Source organism: Streptomyces sp. NP-1717 (assembly GCF_022695985.1).
Classification (GTDB): Bacteria; Actinomycetota; Actinomycetes; order Streptomycetales; family Streptomycetaceae; genus Streptomyces.
Genome location: NZ_JAAPBF010000010.1, coordinates 22,352 through 39,776, shown reverse-complemented (window position 1 = coordinate 39,776; position 17,425 = coordinate 22,352). Strand labels below are relative to the sequence as shown.

The following is a 17,425-nucleotide window of genomic DNA, read 5'->3' as shown; positions in this document are numbered from 1 at the left end:
TGCCTTCATCAATCCGGTCCGCTCATGTTTCACCGCCTCATGTCCGCCGACAAGGTGGGGATTCCGCCGACCGGGACCGTCCTGTCTCAGCCCGGCGCGTTCATCAGGGCGGTGAGGTAGACGTCCAGCCGTTCCTCCACGGCTCGCGCCGTCAGCTCAGTCCTTCCCGCTTCCCGCCATGGCCGCGACACCAGCGCCACTTCCTCCGAGAACGCCAGCCCGTCGCGCACCAGCCAGTACAGCCGCTCGGCCGGGGCCGCGGCGAGGACCCCGCCGGCCTCCTCGTACGCCCGGGTGAACCGCGGGCCCCACGCCGGGCCGTGCAGCAGCGCGAGATTGGTGGAGCAGTGCGCCACATCGAGATCCGCCGGGCCCCAGGAGACCCCCACCCAGTCGACGACGCCGCTGATCCGGGCATCCGCCGGCCTTGAGGGCGGCACGTCGAACAGCACGTTGCCGGGGTGGAAGTCCCGGTGCAGGAAACGCCCTTCATAGGCCGGCGCGGGCCCGCGGATCAGGTCGATCGCAGCGGCCCAGGCCGCCGTGACGGCGCCCCGCGGAGTCACGACGGTGTCGGCGGTCGTCAACGTTTCGTACTTCGGTGGCCGTTCGGCGGGACGCAGCGCGTGGATCGCCACGAGCTGACGGGCCAGCAGAGGCACGCGCGCCTCAAGTCCCGTGTCGTCGAGGACCGTCCGGCCCGCCAGACGGGTCATCAGGAGCGACGGATACTCGCAGTGCGCGGCGGTCGGATCGACCGCGACGAGTTTGGGAGCCGGCACACCGGTCCCCGCGAGCAGGGCCAGGGCGCCGGCCTCCCTCTCCAGCCCGTGACCGGCGTGTTCCACGCCGACGAACGTCCGCAGCACCAGCTCCCGCGTGCCGCCGCCCCGCGCACCGATGGTCAGCCCGCGCATCTCCGCGGTGATGCCGCCGTGCAGCGCCTCGGTCCCGACGATCCGTTCGCCCGCCCTCAGGTGCCGGCCCACCCAGGCCCGTGTCAACGGGCGCACGGCCGTGGTCTCGTCGTGGTCGGTCACCGTGCCACCTCATCATCCGGACGACGGCACGCGCGAAACCTTTTCCCTACGCGACTGCCTGCCCGAACACCTCGTCGATGGACTCCTCGCGCCAGCGGCGCAGGAGTTCGTGGAAGGCGCGGGCGCCGTGCGGGTAGGCGGTCGGACCGTTCGGGCGGCCGCGCCCCTCCCGGTTGTAGTAGCCGGGAGTGCATTCGGCGTGGAACCACTCGTGGTCGGGTGCGTCCCGCGCCATGGTGGCGATCCAGGCGTCCTCCGCCGCCCGGGAAGGCTCGATCAGGGCGCCTCTGGCCTCGGCCGCCGCGACGAGGGCGGCGGCGTGCACGGCCTGCTCGTCAAGGACGTGTGTGAAGTTGACGCTGCTGGCGTTCTGCAGTGACCCCATCTGGATCAGGTTCGGGAAGCCGTTGCTGGTGATCCCGTGGAGGGTGCGGATGCCGTGCCGTGCCCACGCGTCGAGCAGACGGGTTCCGCCCCGGCCGTGGACGGGGAGCTTCCCGGACCAGATGCCGGAGACACCGACGGAGAATCCGGTGGCGAAGATCAGGCAGTCGAGTTCGTGGACGGTGCCGCCGGCCACGACGCCGGTCTCGGTGACGCGTTCGATGCCATGGGTGTCCGCGGTGTCGACGAGGGTGACGTTGCTCCGGTTGAACGCCGGGTAGTACAGGTCGGAGAAGGCGGGGCGCTTGCAGGCGTACCGGTACCAGGGTTTGAGCGTCTCGGCGGTCGCCGGATCGGTGACCGTCCGCCCGACGCGGGCGCGCACCTCATTCATCTTGGCGGCGTCGGCGGCTTCGTACGCGGCTTCGAAGGCGTCCCGGTCGCCGGAGCGGCGGAAGCTCGGCAGCAGCTTCTCCAGGAGGCCGGCCGACGACGTCCACCCGTCCGCCACCAGGTCCTCCCCGTACTTCTCGCCCGAGACGATGCGCAGGAAGTTCTCCCGCCGCTCCCGGGCCCAGCCGTCGCGCTCCGCGCCGACGTCCGCCGCCGTGGTGCGGCGGTTGCCCCGTACGTCCACGGTGGAGGGGGTGCGCTGGAAGACGTGCACATGCCGGGCGTCCGCGGCCAGCATCGGAATGACCTGCACACCGGTGGCGCCGGTGCCGACGACACCCACACGTTTGTCCGCGAGCCCGGTCAGGCCGCCGTCCGGCGTGCCGCCGGTGTAGGCGTAGTCCCACCGGGACGTGTGGAAGGTGTGCCCCTTGAAGTCCTCGATGCCGGGAATCCCGGGCAGTTTCGGCTCGGTCAGCGGGCCGGTGGCGGTGACGACGTACGTGGCCCGGAACGAGTCGCCGCGGTCCGTGTCCACGATCCATGAGCGGGATTCCTCCTCCCAGGTCAGCGCGGTGACCGAGGTGGAGAACAGGGCGTCCGCGTACAGGCCGAACTTCCGCGCGATCCGTACCGCGTGGAGCCGGATCTCCTCACCGGGGGAGTACTTCCACCCCGGTACGTAGCCGGTCTCGTCCAGCATCGGCAGATAGACGTGCGACTCGATGTCGCAGTGGACGCCCGGATACCGGTTCCAGTACCAGGTGCCGCCGAAGTCACCGCCCTTGTCGATGAGGCGGACACGCTCCACACCCCGCTGCCGCAACCGCGCCCCGGCGAGGATCCCGCCGAACCCGCCGCCGATGACGGCGACGTCGACCCTGTCCCGCGAGGGGTCTCGCCCGGCCACCTCGCCGACGTACGGATCGTCGGCGTAGAAGCCGAACTCGGCTTCCGCGCCGCGGTACTGACCCGCTCCGTCGGGCCGCACGCGCCGCTCACGCTCGTGGCGGTAGCGCAGGCGCAGGGCGGCGAGTTCGTCGGGCGTGGGCGCCTGGGGGGATGTCGTCGTCATGTGGGGGGTGCCTCTCTTCTGTCCATCTGATCGGTAGGGGCCGGCAGTCCTCGGCCTGCTGAACTGCCGTGCCGGTGAACGGCCTTGAGGAACCGTAACAAACAACCGGACAGTGATGTCCGGTTAGAGTTCGGGGGTACGACGACCTTCGGACAGAGAGAGCGACCCCCCATGCGACGACTCCGGAACCGGTCCCTTGCCACGTTCGCCGCGCTCGGCGTGCTGGTCCTGGCCGGATGCGGCACCGACCGGCACACCCCCGGCGACGGGGCGGCATCCACCGGCCCGGGCAGGACGGTCACCGCCCACAAGCTCATGCGACTGACCACGGTTCACGAGGAGACCGGAATGACCTTGCTGGAAGGCCCGGTCTTCGGCGAGGACGGCAGGCTGATCGTCGTCGACGTCACCGCACCCGCCGGGGAGCCCAAAGTCATGAGCGTGGATGTCCGGAAAAAGACGGTGCGGACGGTCTTCACCGACGACCGGGGCGCGTACACCTCGGCCCAGTTCAGCCCGTACGACGGCCGGCTCCACCTGACCGACTTCGCCCACGGCGAGATCGTCACCCTGGCCCCCGACGGCGCCGACCGGCGCACCCTGTTCACCGGCGAGGTCGACGGCGCCCGGATGAGGCCCGACGACATCGCCTTCGACCGGGACGGCAACCTGTACGTCAGCGACTCCCTCGGCATGTCCGAGGGTGAGGCACGCGGACGCGTGGTGCGCATCGACCGCGACGGCGGGAACGCAACCGTCCTGGCGGACGGCCTCGCCGCGGTCAACGGCATCTCGTTCGACACCGGTTACCGAGGTCTGTGGATCAGCGAGCTGACGGAGAACCGGATCTCCTACCTGCCCGTCGTCCAGCGGGCCGGGGCGGCGGGCCGTCACACGGCCGTCCGTGTCGACGGCGGCATCGCCCAGACCGACTCGATCGCCGTGGACGCGGACGGCAACCTGTACCAGGGCCTGCACGGCCGGCCCGCGATGGCCGTGTACGACAAGTACGGCGAACGTCTCGCCACGGTGGAGGTCCCGGCCCGCGCCGGGGGACTGGAGTCGGCGACCAACGTGGCGATCACACCCGGCGGGACCAGGGCGTACATGACCGTCAGCGGGCCCGCCGGTGGATACCTCTACACCTTCGAAGCGCTCGCGGAGGGCGTACGGCAGTCCAACGGCGGCTGACGCCACCCGCCCTCATCCTTGGAAGGGCGCCACCGGTCCCACCGTGATGCCGAGCAACCGCCAGGCCGCCAGCGCCCGGCGCTCACGCTCCTCGGGAGTGGGACCGATGACGGCTCCCGAGACCATGGCGACGGCCAGCATGAGGTCGTCCGGCGCGTCGGGGGCGGCCAGGCGGTGGCCGTCGGGCAGACACCCCCGCAGGGCGCGGGCGAACCGCTCGGACAGGTCCGGGGCCAACGCGTGGGCGTGAGAACGGCCGTTCGCCCCGTCGGCGTGCAGGAGCCCGATGAAAGCGGCCGACTGCACCAGATGCCAGGTCACCACTCCCAGAACTCCCGCGAAGCTCGCGCCCTCCCCGGCCGCCGCCTCCTCGACCTGGCGTACGTTCTCCTCCAGGACGGCGGACGCGATGGAGTCCCGGTCGGGGAAATGCCGGTACAGCACGCCCTGCCCGACCCCGGCCCTGCGCGCGATCCTGGACAGCGGGGCGTCCAGCCCGTCCACCGCGTAGATCTCCCGTGCGGCGGCGACCAGAGCGGCCCGGTTGCCGGCGGCGGCCTTCGGCCCCCGGTTCGCGGGTCTCCGCGCGTCCGACGTGGGGTGCTGGGTCATCCGGACAGCGTAACGGCGGGACGCGGGGCAGCCCGTACCGGTCACTCGGCCGGCGTCCCGTGCCGGCACGGCGAACCGCCCGCCCGTGGACGCGAGGCCGGAGACTGCTGCGAAGGCGGCCGATGAGTTCCCGGCACGTGGCCGGTCTCTCCTGGCAGACGCTCTGGTCGACCTGTGGAGGAAGCTGTGGGAGATGTCTGGCCGTTGGTCCACGCGGAGCGTGCGGCGCTCATCGGTGATCTCGGACGCCTCGACGACGAGCGGTGGGAGGAGCCGTCGCTCTGCGCGGGGTGGACCGTGCACGACGTGGCCGCCCACCTGGCCGACACCGCCCGCACGACGCGCCTGGGTTTCCTGGCCGGCCTGGCGCGGGCGCGGTTCGACTTCGACCGGCTGAACGCCCGCGGTGTCGCGCGCGAACGCGGCGCCTCGCCGCGGGAGACGCTGGAGCGGCTGCGCAGGGTGGCGTCGCGCCGTTCGACCCCGCCCGCGCCCCTCGACAGCCGGCTCGTCGAGGAGATCGTGCACGGCGAGGACATCCGCCGGCCGCTGGGGCTCTCGCACTCCTACCCGAGCGAGGCGGTGGTCAGGTCGCTGCGGTTGCAAGTCCGCACCTCCGACTCCTTCGGCGGGGCCAGGGAACTCGTGGCACGCACCCGGCTGACGGCCACCGACGCCGACGTGTCGATCGGCGAAGGCCCGGAGGTGCGCGGGCCCGCGCTCTCACTGCTCCTGGCCGTCTCCCGTCGGCGGGTGGCCCTGGACGACCTCGACGGACCGGGACTCACCGCGCTGGCCGCGGCGCTCTGACGATCTGACGGGCGGCCCGGAACCTTCCCGGACGGCCGACCGGCACAACAGCGACGTGCGCGCCCGACTGGCGGAGGCGAATCCCTCGTCGAAACCGCTGCGGGTGCGCACGGTCGTTCCCGCGTTCAGAGATCGTCCACGTCGACCAGCCCGTCCTGGACGGCGCGGGCCACCAGACTCGCCTTGGTGCGCGCGGGGCGGCCGACGTTCGCGTACTTGATCCGTACCCGGTCCAGATACGAGTTGACCGTCCGTACCGAGATCCCGAGTCGCTGCGCGACCAGCTCCTTCGACTCCGACTGGAACCACTCGATGAGCACGTTCTCCTCGCGTACGGAGAGCTGGGGGCGGTCGGCGCGGGCGTTCGTACCCAGCGCGCCGGCCAGCGCGGGCGGCATGTAGGGCCGCTCGTCGGCTGCCGCCAGTGTCGCCTCGACCAGGTGCTGTCGGCCCTCGCTCTTGGTCAGGAAGGTCGCCGCTCCCAGGTCCAGGCAGTTGAGCGCCGTCTTCTCGTCGTCCCGCATCGAGTAGACGACCACCTGCCGCCCGGCGTCGACGAGTCCGCGGAGGCTGCCGAAGGCGGGGCCGCCCTGCCCCAGTTGCAGATCCAGGACGACGACATCGGCCATGCTGCCGGGCGCGGTCCACGCCTCCTGTACGGAGGAGCCCGCCGCGACCACGGTGATCGGCCGCCGCGACGCGGCGTACCACGCCTCCACGCCGGAGAGGATGGCCGGATGGTCGTCGACGACAACCACGCTGACCGGTGCATCGTCCCTCATGCCGGGTCAACTCCCTTCGTCGTGGGCCGTGTCCAGCTGGCCTCCACCCACAGACTTCCGCCCCGCGCCGTTCTGGTCACTGTCACCTTCGCGTCCATGTCACGGCCGTGCGCTCGCGCGGCCTCTTCCGAAAGGCCGCCGCCGTCGGTGCGGCCCTCGCCGATCACGCTCACGCGCACCGAGCGAGGCGTCCACACGACGGTCACCCGTGCGACCGAACGGGTACCACTCATCACCACCGCCACCGGGTCGATCAACTCCCTGCGTATCTCGACCGGCACCTCGCCCCGCCGGCCCCGTACGGCCAGACTCACCGTCGCCCCCTGGTGCTCGGCCACCTCGACGCACGCCCGCAACTCGTTGAGCAGCGGGTCCAGTACGGCGTCGCTCTCCGCGAACAGGCGGCGCATACGCGCGGCTTCCACACCGCAGCGCAGCCTGACATCGTCGTCGTGCGGGCTCAGCACACCGTGCCCGAGGCCGACGAGCAGGGGAACCGTCGTCGCCGTCAGGGCGCGGTAGCGCTCCTTGTGGTCGCGCTGCATGTCCGCGTGGACGCGTTCCCGGGTACGCAGCTCCTCCTCCCGCGCCGCCGCGGTGCCCGCAGTCAGCGCCGCACCGTGCAGCAGGCGCGTCAGTACACCGACGGACAACTGGAAGCCGCAGTTGGAGACCGCCGCGATCCCCATCGCCGCCACCTCCGCGGCGTCCGGCGCCCCCAACAGCAGCACAGCGGTCGCGTTGAGCCCCATGTGCACCCCCAGGAAAGCCGCGAACACCCTGACCCGCAGGTCGGCCAGCAGATACAGCGCATGCCAGCCGACCAGTCCGAACGCCCAGTCCTCCGCACCCGTCAACCGCTCCGGAGGGAGGGTGAACGCGCATGTCGCCGAAGCGCTCAGCACCGCGGCGAGACCCCAACCGCGCACCCGCGGCGGGATCGGCCTGCCGCGCAGCAGAAAGGTGGCCCCGGTCGCCGCGACGACGGTGAGGCAGACGAAGGCCGCCGTCTGCGCCCACGCGGGGCGGTACACACTCTGGTAGGTCGTGAGTTGGTTCAGCGAGAGGGTGAACTGCGACAGCAGACTGATCAACAGCGCGGCCAGCTGGGCCCCGTGGAGCAACTGCCCACGGATGAGGCGGCCGGCGACCGTGGGCTGTGCCGCGGCGGGGGGCGTTCGCGGCACACGCTTCACCTGCGCGCCGTCCCCCGCCCGGGATGCCTGTGACAGCTCCGACTCTTGGGAGGTACGAGGCCGGGCGTGCCAGTTCCACCGCACGCGCGTCCCGGTGCCCGGACGCGAGGTGACCGTGGCCGAGCCGCCGACCGCCTGCATCCTGCCGATGATGGAACCGGAGATGCCCCTGCGCCGCGCGGAGACGGACTCGGGGTCGAACCCCCGCCCCGCGTCGGAGAGTTCGACGACCGCGCCGTCCGCCTCCGCCCATGCCGTGAGCTCCGCCTCGCGGACTCCGGCATGGCGTGCCACATTGGTCACGGCCTCCCGGACCCCGTTGAATATCGCGAGCCCAGGACCGGACGGAACCGTGAGCGGGCCCTCGACGCGTGTCCTGAGCCGCACCATGGCCCGCCCCTCGCCCCCGGTCACGCAGCCGAGCAGCTCGGCGAGGTCGACGCGCCCCGTCTCGAATCCGGGCACGGTGGACAGCGCCTCCAGATCCTGTCTGGCGCGTGGCGCAAGCCATGCCCAGTCCCGGCCCACGCCCTGGGAGACCATCAGCAGCGTCGCGCTCGCAGTGTCGTGCAAGGTCGCCAGGTACTCGCGCTCGGTCGCCCTTCGCGCGGCGGCCACAGCGGCCTCCCGCCGGGCCGCCGCTCTGAGCGCGGCCGCCCGGTCGGCTGCCCTGACCCGAGTGCGAACGACGACGTAGGCGGCCCTGGACAGGCCCGCCACGAAGAGCAGGCGCACCAGCGGGGCCGGCTCCGCAAGGTGCCCGGGAGAGGAGAGCACGTCGCCGAGCGCGCAGGCCGCCGCCCCGAGCGCGGCCAGGCCCGCGCCGGCGACGGGGCGCACCGCCCACTCCTGCTGGAAGGTGATGGCGCAGATGGCGACGATCGCCTCCACCATCACATTCGCGCCGGCGCCGCCGAGAACCGGCTGGGACAGCCCCGTCAGTACCACCACGGAGGCGTCCGACGCCCCCAGCAGGGACAACGGAAGCGGATGGCGCAGCCCGTAAAGCCGGATACCGCACGCGATCAGGGCGGGCACCAGCAGAGAGAGCGCCGGGAAGATCTCCGTCGAGTCCGCCGCGACGATGCCCAGCGCACCGCACAGGCCGACCACGGCGGACCGGAGCCACACCCCGTACCGCTCGACGGTCACGTTCAGCAGGCGCTCGCCGGACCCGCGGACCTCAGCCGTCTCGGCGCCCTCGTCCGCGTCTCCCGTCACAGCGTTCTCCGGTGGGTGCGACGGCCGGTCCTTGTGGGTCGAACGACCGGCACACTCCGTGACCGGACCGGGCTACTGTGCCTGTCGCACGGGCAGTGACAGAGCCGGGTCGGATGCGAGGCAGCGCGTCCGGCGAACGGGGCGAGCCGTCGATGAACGAATGCGCAGGGTGCCGAATCAGATGACCGACCCGGGGAACGCGACAGCGGCGACTCCCCGCCCGGGCCCGGGGCCCGTGCCACGACAGCGAAGGGCGATGGATGACATCTCCGAGCCGGGCCGGCTCCTGACCACGAAGACCGCTCTGCGCAGGCCGGCCGGGACGGCCTTGGAGGACCGGGAGCGGGCCGGGCGCCGATTGTCCGGAGTCCTGGATTCGTTCTCATGGTGGCTCGACGGCGCCGAGCGGGTGAAGTGGTCCGCCACGCAGCTCCGTACCGTCCCGCGGGCCCCGAGTGAGGCCGATGCGGGACACGGGAACGGGACCGGCGCCATGCGGCCGCTCGCCGTCCCACTCGCCCGTGTCCCGTGGTGGCACGAGGCCGCGGGACTGGGGCGAGAACGGTCCGCCGGCGCGTCACTCGGGCCTCGCTCCCGGACATCAGTCCGTCCGGCTGTCCCACGGATCCCCGATCCAGCCGTCGAACGAAGGAATCAGGGCCGCGAGGGCCGCTCCGAGCCGCCAGTCGAGGTCGGGTGCTTTCATGCGCAGCGTGTCGCCGGAGGACCTGAACTCCAGCGGTATCCGTCCGCCGGCGCGCCACTTGATGCGCCGGGGGCCACGCGGGAAGTCACCGCCGATGCCGCCGCTGAACAGCGGGACGATGACGACGAACGGCAACAGCGGCGTGCAGAGCCACCACAGACACCACCAGCAGAGCCGGCCCTTGTATCCCACGGCGTCGGGTGCGGCGGGGCGGCTCACCGTCCAGCGAGTGCGCAGGCCCCGGCTGAACGCCTTGTCGCGCGTGATCCTGCCGAGTGACTCGCCCCCCGGGCCGAGCACCTCGAACTGCGCCCGTCGGCCCGCGGTGAGGGTGACGAGGCTGACGACCCGCCCCCGACGCTCCTCGTCCGCCCACAGCACGAACGAGCGTGCGCCGCTCTTGCGGGCCGCGAGGTAGGCGGGTATGCCGCCCGGCGGCAGTTCGCGTTCCACATGGGCGACCGGGCGCGAGGCGCCCGACCCGTCGGAGAAGTCGATCTGGCAGTCGAACTGCCCGCCGGGAGCCGTCCGCAGCCGCCGCAGCGCCCGCAGTTTCAAAGTACTGGTCACCCGATGGGCTCCTTCTTGCGTTTCTGTGTTCAGTGTTCGGCCGGGAGTGCCGGGAGACGCGGCGCCGTCAGGCGCCCCTTGCGCTCCTCATCTCGACGGCGCTTCACCGAGACCCGGCGCCGGGCTCCCGGCGAGTTGGTGGACGGCGGCTGAAGGCCCGCGTGGACGACGGGATGTCCGGCGTCCACCGGCTCGTACGCGGCGATCGCCTCGGTCGGGAGAGTGCCGTCGAAACCGGTCCGAATGGTGCGCCCCCGTCGCGCCGGTGGAGTCGACCGCGGTGGTCTCGGACCGCCAACCGTCGGTCGTCTTCCGGGACGCGTCGTCGATGTCGCCGTTCACCACGGGCTCATCGGCCGTCAACGAACGCCAGAGGGCCGGCACTTCACGGGTGGGTTCGCTGTCCGCGACAACGGCACGGCCGGCAAGGAAGCGATGGCCGGTATCAACCATCGCGAGGCGTTCTTCCTCGGAGCCGTCTCCTTGAGATCCGCTCAGCAGACGCTGGAGAGCAGGTTGGCGTACTTTGCGAACGCGGCCTTGGTGCGTGCGCCCGGGGCGCCGTCGACGGCCAGGTTCTCCTTGAGGTTCATGTTCAGGAAACGCTGGAGCGCCATGACCGTGTTCGCTCCGACCACCCCGTCGGGGGTGCCGGCCTTGAGGCCCAGGTCGTTGAAGTACCGCTGCGCCGCCTTCCAGCTGCTCGTGCCCAGTCGCCCGTCGGGCGTCCCGGTGTTGTAGCCCAGTACGCGCAGCTGGCATTGCCAGTCCTTCGCCTGGGCGGTGCTCAGTCCCAGGTTGACCACGGCGAGTGGCGTGACCTCTGTGCCAGCCGTCCGCTGCTGGGTCGGTGCGGGAGCCGCCACGGCCGCCCCCGCGTGGGCCAGCCCCCCGGCGGCAACCCCTACGGCGGTGGTGACACCGACGAGTGCCTTCGTGAGAGCTCGCATGCTGTTCTCCTTCATGGTGTGCGCTGAGCGGAGCCGTCCGCGCCGGGCCGGTTCCGCCACGAGACTGCTGGTTCGGCGCGATGCCCGGCCACAGTCGACGGGGAAGTGACGTCATCCTGAGACGTCCCACGCCCTGACCTGCTGGAACGTCACCCGTCGAGTCCGTACGGCGGGACGACCGCGAACGGGGACACCGATTCCGTCCGGGGCGGGGCCCCGCCTGGGCAGGCGCCGTGATGATGCAGAATGAGCCCGGAAGACGGGGCCGGACCGGCGGTCCCGAACGCGAATGGGGGATACATGTCGCGTTGGAAGCCGCTGCCCGCCGAACTGCACCCACACGTGCACCAGCTGATCGTGCGACTGCGCGGACTGAAGGACCGCGGGGAGCTGAGCACGCGCCAACTGGGTGTGAAAACCGGGTACAGCGCGAGATCGTGGCAGCGGTATCTGAACGGCAGGTCGCTGCCGCCCCGGGAGGCCGTCGAGGCGATGGCCCGCATCGGCGGTGAGGATCCGGACCGGCTGCTGGCGCTGCACGAGACAGCGGCCGAACACTGGGCCCGGGGGAACCCGGTCACCGCCGACGTGTCGGAGAGCGCCCCGGAGGGCACCCCGGTGACGGCTCTCCACGCTCCCACCGAGCAGCAGCGGCGTTATCTGCGCGCCGCGGTCACGGCGGGAGCAGTGGCCCTGGTGTTGTCCGTCTCCGCCGTGTTCCTGCTGGCCGTACGCCTGGCCGACGCCCGCGCCCAGCTCGCGGACCGTGCCGGTACGGGCCCGGGGACCCCGGCCGTCGTGTCGGAGACCCTGATACCGATCGCCTACACCTGCCGACTGGAGCGGCACGACGGCCGCTGGTACGCGGGCCACAGCAACACCACGGACACCATGCTGGCGTACACACACGTCGGGCGGGAAGTGGCCGAGGCACAGTGCCTGTTGCGCCGGGCGGGCGTCTCGCCGGGCGACATCGACGGCATCTTCGGCCCGGAGACACAGCGCGCCGTCGTGCGCCTGCAGAAGCGGGACGGGCTGGTCGTGGACGGTGTCATCGGTCCGCACACCTGGAAATCCCTGCGGGAGGCGGCGTCCAAGTGACCGCTGAACACGATCGGTTGGCGGCGGCGCTGCGCGAGCTGCGCGCCCGTACCGGTCTGAGCCTGGCAGCACTGTCGGAACGAACTCCGTACAGCAAGTCCTCCTGGGAGCGCTACCTCAACGGCAAGAGCCTGCCCCCTCTCCAGGCCGTGCGAGAGCTGTGCCGACTCGCGAACGAGCCGCCCGGGCGGGTGTCGGCCCTGTGGGAGATAGCCGAGTCCGGCTGGAGCGGACGCGCGGCGTCCCCCGCCCCCGCCGCCGAGGAAGCGCCGCCACAGTCGCCCGGACCGCCCCGGCCCGCCGCGCCCGGACAGCCGCGCGGCCGCAGGGGCCGGCTCGCGCTGGTGCTGGTGTCGGCCTACGCCGTGATCGTCGGTGGTGTGTCACTGGTGTTCCTGCTGTCGGACCGCGACACCTCGGCGGACGAACCGCGGCCGGCCTCCGCCCCCTACACTCTGGGCCCCCAGTGCCACGGAGCCGCCTGTGAGGGCCGGGACCCGATGCCGCTGATCTGCGCCGTCGGCCCCGGCACCCTCACCACGTACCGCACCGCCACCGGCGCGCAGGTGGAGCTGCGCTACAGCGAGAAGTGCGGTGCGGCCTGGGCCCGCATGTGGGGGGCCCGGATCGGTGACCGGGTGGAGGTCACGGCGGCGGGCCCGACGCGTGACGTACGCATCAACGACACCACCGACGCGGAAAACTACGTCCACACCGAGATGACCGCGGTCAACCCCGGAGACACCGTCCGGTCCTGCTTCCTCCCCGCGTCCGCCGCCGGCGAACGGAAGTGCGTCGAGGCCCGCGTGGGCTAGACGGGTCCGCACGCACCCCAGCCGGTTCGACCCACGCCATGCGCCCAGCCGGTTCACATCTGGTGGCCGTGGTGATCCACCAGGGTGGTGAGGAGCCGGGTCAACTGCGCGCGTTCCGACGGGTTCAGCGGCGCGAGTACCTCGTCCTCCACCTCGGCGAGCAGTCTGTCCAGCCGCAGTATCAGCTCGCGGCCCCGCTCGGTGACAGCGATGACGTTCTGCCGGCGATCGGCCGGGTTGGGTGAGCGTTCCACCCGTCCGTGATCGGCCAGCTCGTTGATCACCGCGACCATGTCGCTGCGGTGGATTCCCGTACGCCGGCTCAGCTCCGACTGGCTGGCGGGTCCGAACTCCTCCAGTGTGGCCAGCACCGCGTAGTGCCACTTGCGGGCGCCCGCGCGCGCCAACTCCTCGTTCACCAGGCGATCCGACTGGATCGCGGCCAGTGACAGAAGCCGGGTGCCCAGATTCCGCAGCCGTGCGGCGGTGGCCGGCCGGTCGGTCGGCCTCACCCTGTCGGGCGTGCTGTCGCTCATGCCGAGATCGTACGTTGCGTTAGTCCCACCAACAAACTATCGTCGCCGACGAGAGAACGTTGGTGTGACGAACAATCTCGTGCCACACGACGCGGATCACTCGAACCCATGGATGCCCACTGACGCCCTGGAGTGAAGAGATCATGATCAAGCCGTTCCGTATCGACATCCCCCAGGCCGACCTCGACGACCTCAACGACCGTCTCTCCCGCACTCGTTGGCCCAACGAGGTCGCCAATGCCGGATGGGACTACGGCTTCCCCCTGGCCCGGCTCAGAGAACTGGCCGACCACTGGCGCACCCGCTACGACTGGCGCGAGCACGAGGCCGGGCTCAACGAGCTTCCGCACTTCACCACCGAGATCGACGGCCAGAACATCCACTTCGTCCACGTCCGGTCCCCGAGACCGGACGCCCTCGCGCTGGTCCTCACCCACGGCTGGCCCGGCTCGTTCCTGGAGTTCCTCGACATGATCGAACCGCTGTCGCGCGACTTCCACCTGGTGATTCCCTCCATCCCGGGTTACGGCTTCTCCGGGCCGACTCACGAGCGCGGCTGGGACATCGTCCGGATCGCACGCGCCTGGGCCGAGCTCATGCGCCGTCTCGGGTACGAGCGCTACGGCGCGCAGGGCGGCGACTTCGGCTCCGGCATCTCGACGGCGCTCGGCGCGGTGGCACCCGAGCAGGTCGTCGGGGTGCACGTCAACTACCTGCCCACCAGGCCGGTTCCGGACGCCGGCGTCGAACTGTCCGCGACCGACGAAGCCCGGCTGGACAAGGTCAGGCAGCTGATGGCGAACCGCCCGCCGTACCAGGCACTGCAGGCCGCCACCCCGCAGACCGTCGGCTACGCGCTGACCGACTCGCCGGTCGGTCAACTGGCCTGGATCGCCGAGCGCTTCGCCCAGTGGACCGACCCCCGCTCGCCGATCAGCGACGAGCGGATGCTCACCGACATCTCGCTGTACTGGCTGACCGCCACCGCCGCCTCCTCGGCGCGCCTGCACCACGACGCCCCGCGGCGGACCGAGCCGTGCCCGGTACCGGTGGGCGTGGCGGTGTTCGCGTACGACATCACGCAGTCGGTGCGACCGCTGGCCGAGCGGCTGTACGACATCAGGCACTGGTCGGAGTTCGACCGCGGCGGCCACTTCGCCGCCATGGAGGTGCCGGAACTGCTCGCCGGGGACGTCCGGGAGTTCTTCCTCGCCCGCATCACGTAGGACTACCCGGGCATCCCCGGACCTCCGGCGGCCGCGCACGGATGGGTAGCCTGCGGCCGTGGACATGAAACCGCATACCGACGGCTGGCTGCACGACACACGGACGTCCTACGACACCGTGGCCGCCAGTTACGCGGACCTGACGCGTCACATCCTGGAGGAAGCGCCCGAGGAACGCGCCTTCCTGGCGAGGTTCGCGGACCTCGTGCGGGCCCAGGGCGGCGGGCGAGTCGCCGACGTGGGATGCGGGACAGGGAGGATCACGGCTCACCTGCACCGGTCGGGCGTGGATGTTTTCGGGATCGACCTGTCGCCCGGCATGATCGAGGTGGCCCGGCGTGATCACCCCGATCTCCCGTTCGCTCTCGGCTCCATGACGGACCTCGCCATCGCCGACGACTCGTTGACCGGCCTGATCGCCTGGTATTCGCTGATCCATGTCCCCGACGACGAGATCGGGCGCGTTCTCGCGCACTTCAAGCGCGTCGTCAGGGCCGGTGGGCCGCTGCTGCTCGCCTTCCACGTCGGCGATGAGGCGAAGGTGAAGACCGAGGGCTACGGCGGCCACCCGATGAACGTCCATGTCCACCGGCGGCAACACGCCCAACTGATCACATGGCTCGACGAAGCCGGCTTCGCCGTCGAGTCGCACACGACTGTCACCTCGGCCGAGAGCAGGCTCGGCGGCATGATCCTCGCGCGTCGCCGGGGCGCCGGATCGACCCGGCCGGCCGGCGGTAATTGAGCGGCCGCGGTCGCTCGTCCCGACACCGCACAGCGCCCGGGGCCCGCGGCCGGCGTACCGTCACCGAGACTCCGGACCGGTCCGCGACGGCCGGTGTTCAGTAGCGCTTTGTCGAGCGGTCGCCGGAGAGGCACACGATCCCCACGGACACGCAAGGTGCCCAGAGCTGGGAGATCGTATGACCAAGTCCACCACATCCGGTCCGGACCGCCGGTCGCTGCTGCAAGCGGCGATCGCCGCCCCCGCCGTCGGGGCCGCCGCCACGGTCCTGGGCACGCAGTCGGCCCAGGCCGCACCCCACGCGCCCGGCCCCGCCTCCTCCGGGCGGGGCCGCTACGACGAGGACAGCCCGCGCTTCGCGCTCGCGGTGCTGCCCGACACGCAGTACCTCTTCGACGCCGACAGCGCCGACCCCAAGCCCCTGCGGGAGACCTTCGACTACCTCGTGTCGGAGCGCGCCGAGGCGAACATCGCCTTCATGACGCACCTCGGCGACGTGACCGAGCACGGTACGGAGCAGGAGATAGCGCTCGCGGCCGACACCTTCCGGACCATTCACGGCAAGGTGCCGTACAGCGTCCTGGCCGGCAACCACGACATCGACGGGAGCACCGACGACCAGCGTGGGAACTCCGCCTACCTGAAGGCGTTCGGCCCCGCCCGGTACACCGCCATGCCGACCTTCGGCGGCGCTTCCCCCGGCGGCTACAACAGCTACCACGTGATCAAGGCGGCCGGCCGGAGCTGGCTGGTCTTCGCCCTCGACTGGCGCGCCTCGGACAAGGCCCTGGCCTGGGCCCAGGGCGTCCTCGACGACCACCCCACGATGCCCGCCGTGGTGACCACCCATGACATCGCCTGGGCCGACGACAACGGTGAGGCACAGCTGTCGGACCACGGCCGGCGGCTCTGGGACCGCCTCATCCGCGGCAACGACCAGATCTTCCTCGCGCTGGGCGGGCACTACTGGCCTTCGGGCCGCACGGTCCTGAAGAACGACGCCGGCCACGACGTGCACGTGCACATCACCAACTACCAGGACCGCTACTACGGCGGCGCGGGGATGATCCGGCTCTACGCCTTCGACACCACGCGCGACGTCGTCGACATCGAGACGTTCTCCCCGTGGTTCCTGCGCCGCGACCCGCGGAAGCGGACGCCGCTGGAGGCCGAGACGGTCGAACTGACCGGCCCGGTCGACCGGTTCAGCCTCGACATCGACTTCGCCGAGCGGTTCAAGGGGTTCGACGGACTCGTCCCGCCGAAGCCGCGCCCGGCCGGCCGCGTGATGCCGCGCGGAACCGTGGCGTACTGGCGGTTCGACGCCGACGGCCTCGCCGGGGCGGGCAAGCCGGGATCCGTGGTGGGCGGGGGAGTCGTGGCCCGCGACCTCTCCGGCCACGGCAACGACCTGCGCGTACAACTCCTGCACGACAGCGCGCCGGAGGTACTGACCCGCTCCGCCGACCACCACGCCCAGCAGCCGGCCCACGCGAGTCTGCGCTTCGACGGCGGCAAGGGACCCGACCGGGGCGCGGTACTCACCACGAGCGCCACGGCCCCGCTCAACAGCGCCCGGTTCACGTCCGGTTTCACCATCGAGACGTTCATCAAGCTGCCGGACCCCTACGAGGGCGACCACGCCTGGATGGGCATCCTCAGCTGGGAGGGCCGCAACGGCGACGCCGGAAAGACGACGGGCTGGTCGACGGACGAGCCGACGTGCAGCCTCAACGTCACACCGGAACGGTTCCTGCAGTTCGTCCTCTACCCGCACGTCCAGGACGCCGACCCCACATCGTGGAGCCACGCCCTGCCCGTGGGCCGCTGGACACACATCGCGGTCGTCAACGACGGCCGCCGCACGGTGATGTACGTGGACGGGTCCAGGATCGCCCGCAACCCGACCCAGCGGGCCACCGGCATCGCGACGCTGGGCAAGCCGTTCGCCATCGGCGGCACCCAGTTCGACGACAAGTTCGGCCAGGGCTTCTACGGCTGGATCGGCGACACCCGCATCGTCGACCGCGCACTGAGACCGGCCGACTTCCTGCTGCCCGCCGAGTAACGGG

Annotated in this window: 15 protein-coding genes; 7 read left to right on the top strand and 8 right to left on the bottom strand. The window is 71.4% G+C overall.

The genetic code is table 11. The features are described from left to right. Positions 1-86 precede the first annotated feature (86 nt). On the bottom strand, positions 87-1,040 hold the full coding sequence (locus tag GXP76_RS03810) for a phosphotransferase family protein (RefSeq protein ID WP_242569965.1): 954 nt from the start codon (positions 1,038-1,040) through the stop codon (positions 87-89). 46 nt (positions 1,041-1,086) lie between these two features. Then, positions 1,087-2,892 carry an NAD(P)/FAD-dependent oxidoreductase gene (locus GXP76_RS03805; RefSeq protein WP_242569964.1) on the bottom strand — a complete coding sequence of 602 codons (1,806 nt, stop codon included), beginning with the start codon at positions 2,890-2,892 and terminating at the stop codon, positions 1,087-1,089. A gap of 171 nt (positions 2,893-3,063) precedes the next feature. On the opposite strand from GXP76_RS03805, the gene GXP76_RS03800 reads away from it, so the two are divergent. Further along, positions 3,064-4,083, top strand: a complete 1,020-nt coding sequence (locus GXP76_RS03800; RefSeq protein ID WP_242569963.1) for an SMP-30/gluconolactonase/LRE family protein — start codon at positions 3,064-3,066, stop codon at positions 4,081-4,083. Between the two features lie 12 nt (positions 4,084-4,095). Here GXP76_RS03800 and GXP76_RS03795 read toward each other — a convergent pair whose 3' ends face one another. Beyond that, a complete protein-coding gene (locus GXP76_RS03795) occupies positions 4,096-4,695 on the bottom strand; it encodes a TetR/AcrR family transcriptional regulator (RefSeq protein ID WP_242569962.1) in 600 nt (199 codons plus the stop codon). Positions 4,696-4,881: 186 nt separating this feature from the next. Here GXP76_RS03795 and GXP76_RS03790 point away from each other — a divergent pair, with 186 nt between their 5' ends. Then, on the top strand, positions 4,882-5,505 hold the full coding sequence (locus GXP76_RS03790; protein ID WP_242569961.1) for a maleylpyruvate isomerase family mycothiol-dependent enzyme: 624 nt from the start codon (positions 4,882-4,884) through the stop codon (positions 5,503-5,505). A 125-nt stretch (positions 5,506-5,630) separates the two neighbouring features. On the opposite strand, the gene GXP76_RS03785 is transcribed toward GXP76_RS03790, so the two are convergent. From GXP76_RS03785 to GXP76_RS03770, 4 genes are all read right to left on the bottom strand, one after another. Next, the gene (locus GXP76_RS03785; protein WP_242569960.1) at positions 5,631-6,287 is read right to left on the bottom strand and encodes a response regulator transcription factor; all 657 of its coding nucleotides are present in this window, start codon (positions 6,285-6,287) and stop codon (positions 5,631-5,633) included. Next, a complete protein-coding gene (locus GXP76_RS03780) occupies positions 6,284-8,704 on the bottom strand; it encodes a sensor histidine kinase (protein ID WP_242569959.1) in 2,421 nt (806 codons plus the stop codon). Before GXP76_RS03780 ends, GXP76_RS03785 begins: the two co-directional genes overlap by 4 nt. A 601-nt stretch (positions 8,705-9,305) precedes the next feature. Continuing rightward, on the bottom strand, positions 9,306-9,980 hold the full coding sequence (locus GXP76_RS03775; protein WP_242569958.1) for a hypothetical protein: 675 nt from the start codon (positions 9,978-9,980) through the stop codon (positions 9,306-9,308). Between the two features lie 494 nt (positions 9,981-10,474). Next, positions 10,475-10,930: a peptidoglycan-binding protein gene (locus GXP76_RS03770; protein WP_242569957.1), complete on the bottom strand. Its 456-nt coding sequence runs from the start codon at positions 10,928-10,930 to the stop codon at positions 10,475-10,477. A gap of 300 nt (positions 10,931-11,230) precedes the next feature. Here GXP76_RS03770 and GXP76_RS03765 point away from each other — a divergent pair, with 300 nt between their 5' ends. Together GXP76_RS03765 and GXP76_RS03760 are read left to right on the top strand one after the other, a co-directional pair. Next, positions 11,231-12,031, top strand: coding sequence for a peptidoglycan-binding protein (locus GXP76_RS03765; RefSeq protein WP_242569956.1), 801 nt, complete (start codon positions 11,231-11,233; stop codon positions 12,029-12,031). Further along, the gene (locus GXP76_RS03760; protein WP_242569955.1) at positions 12,028-12,846 is read left to right on the top strand and encodes an XRE family transcriptional regulator; all 819 of its coding nucleotides are present in this window, start codon (positions 12,028-12,030) and stop codon (positions 12,844-12,846) included. The genes GXP76_RS03765 and GXP76_RS03760 overlap by 4 nt, the downstream gene beginning before the upstream one ends. Before the next feature lie 53 nt (positions 12,847-12,899). Here the strand turns inward: GXP76_RS03760 and GXP76_RS03755 are convergent, their stop codons facing one another. Continuing rightward, positions 12,900-13,382 (bottom strand): MarR family winged helix-turn-helix transcriptional regulator, encoded by a 483-nt coding sequence (locus tag GXP76_RS03755; RefSeq protein WP_242569954.1) that lies wholly within the window; start codon positions 13,380-13,382, stop codon positions 12,900-12,902. 143 nt (positions 13,383-13,525) lie between these two features. Here GXP76_RS03755 and GXP76_RS03750 point away from each other — a divergent pair, with 143 nt between their 5' ends. The 3 genes from GXP76_RS03750 (at position 13,526) to GXP76_RS03740 (ending at position 17,421) form a co-directional block, all read left to right on the top strand. Then, positions 13,526-14,608 (top strand): epoxide hydrolase family protein, encoded by a 1,083-nt coding sequence (locus GXP76_RS03750; RefSeq protein WP_242569953.1) that lies wholly within the window; start codon positions 13,526-13,528, stop codon positions 14,606-14,608. A 64-nt stretch (positions 14,609-14,672) separates the two neighbouring features. Continuing rightward, entirely contained in the window at positions 14,673-15,353 is a 681-nt protein-coding gene (locus GXP76_RS03745) for a class I SAM-dependent methyltransferase (protein ID WP_242570002.1), read from the top strand. Positions 15,354-15,531: 178 nt separating this feature from the next. Then, complete coding sequence (locus GXP76_RS03740) at positions 15,532-17,421, top strand: LamG-like jellyroll fold domain-containing protein (RefSeq protein WP_242569952.1); 1,890 nt, start codon at positions 15,532-15,534, stop codon at positions 17,419-17,421. Positions 17,422-17,425: the final 4 nt, after the last annotated feature.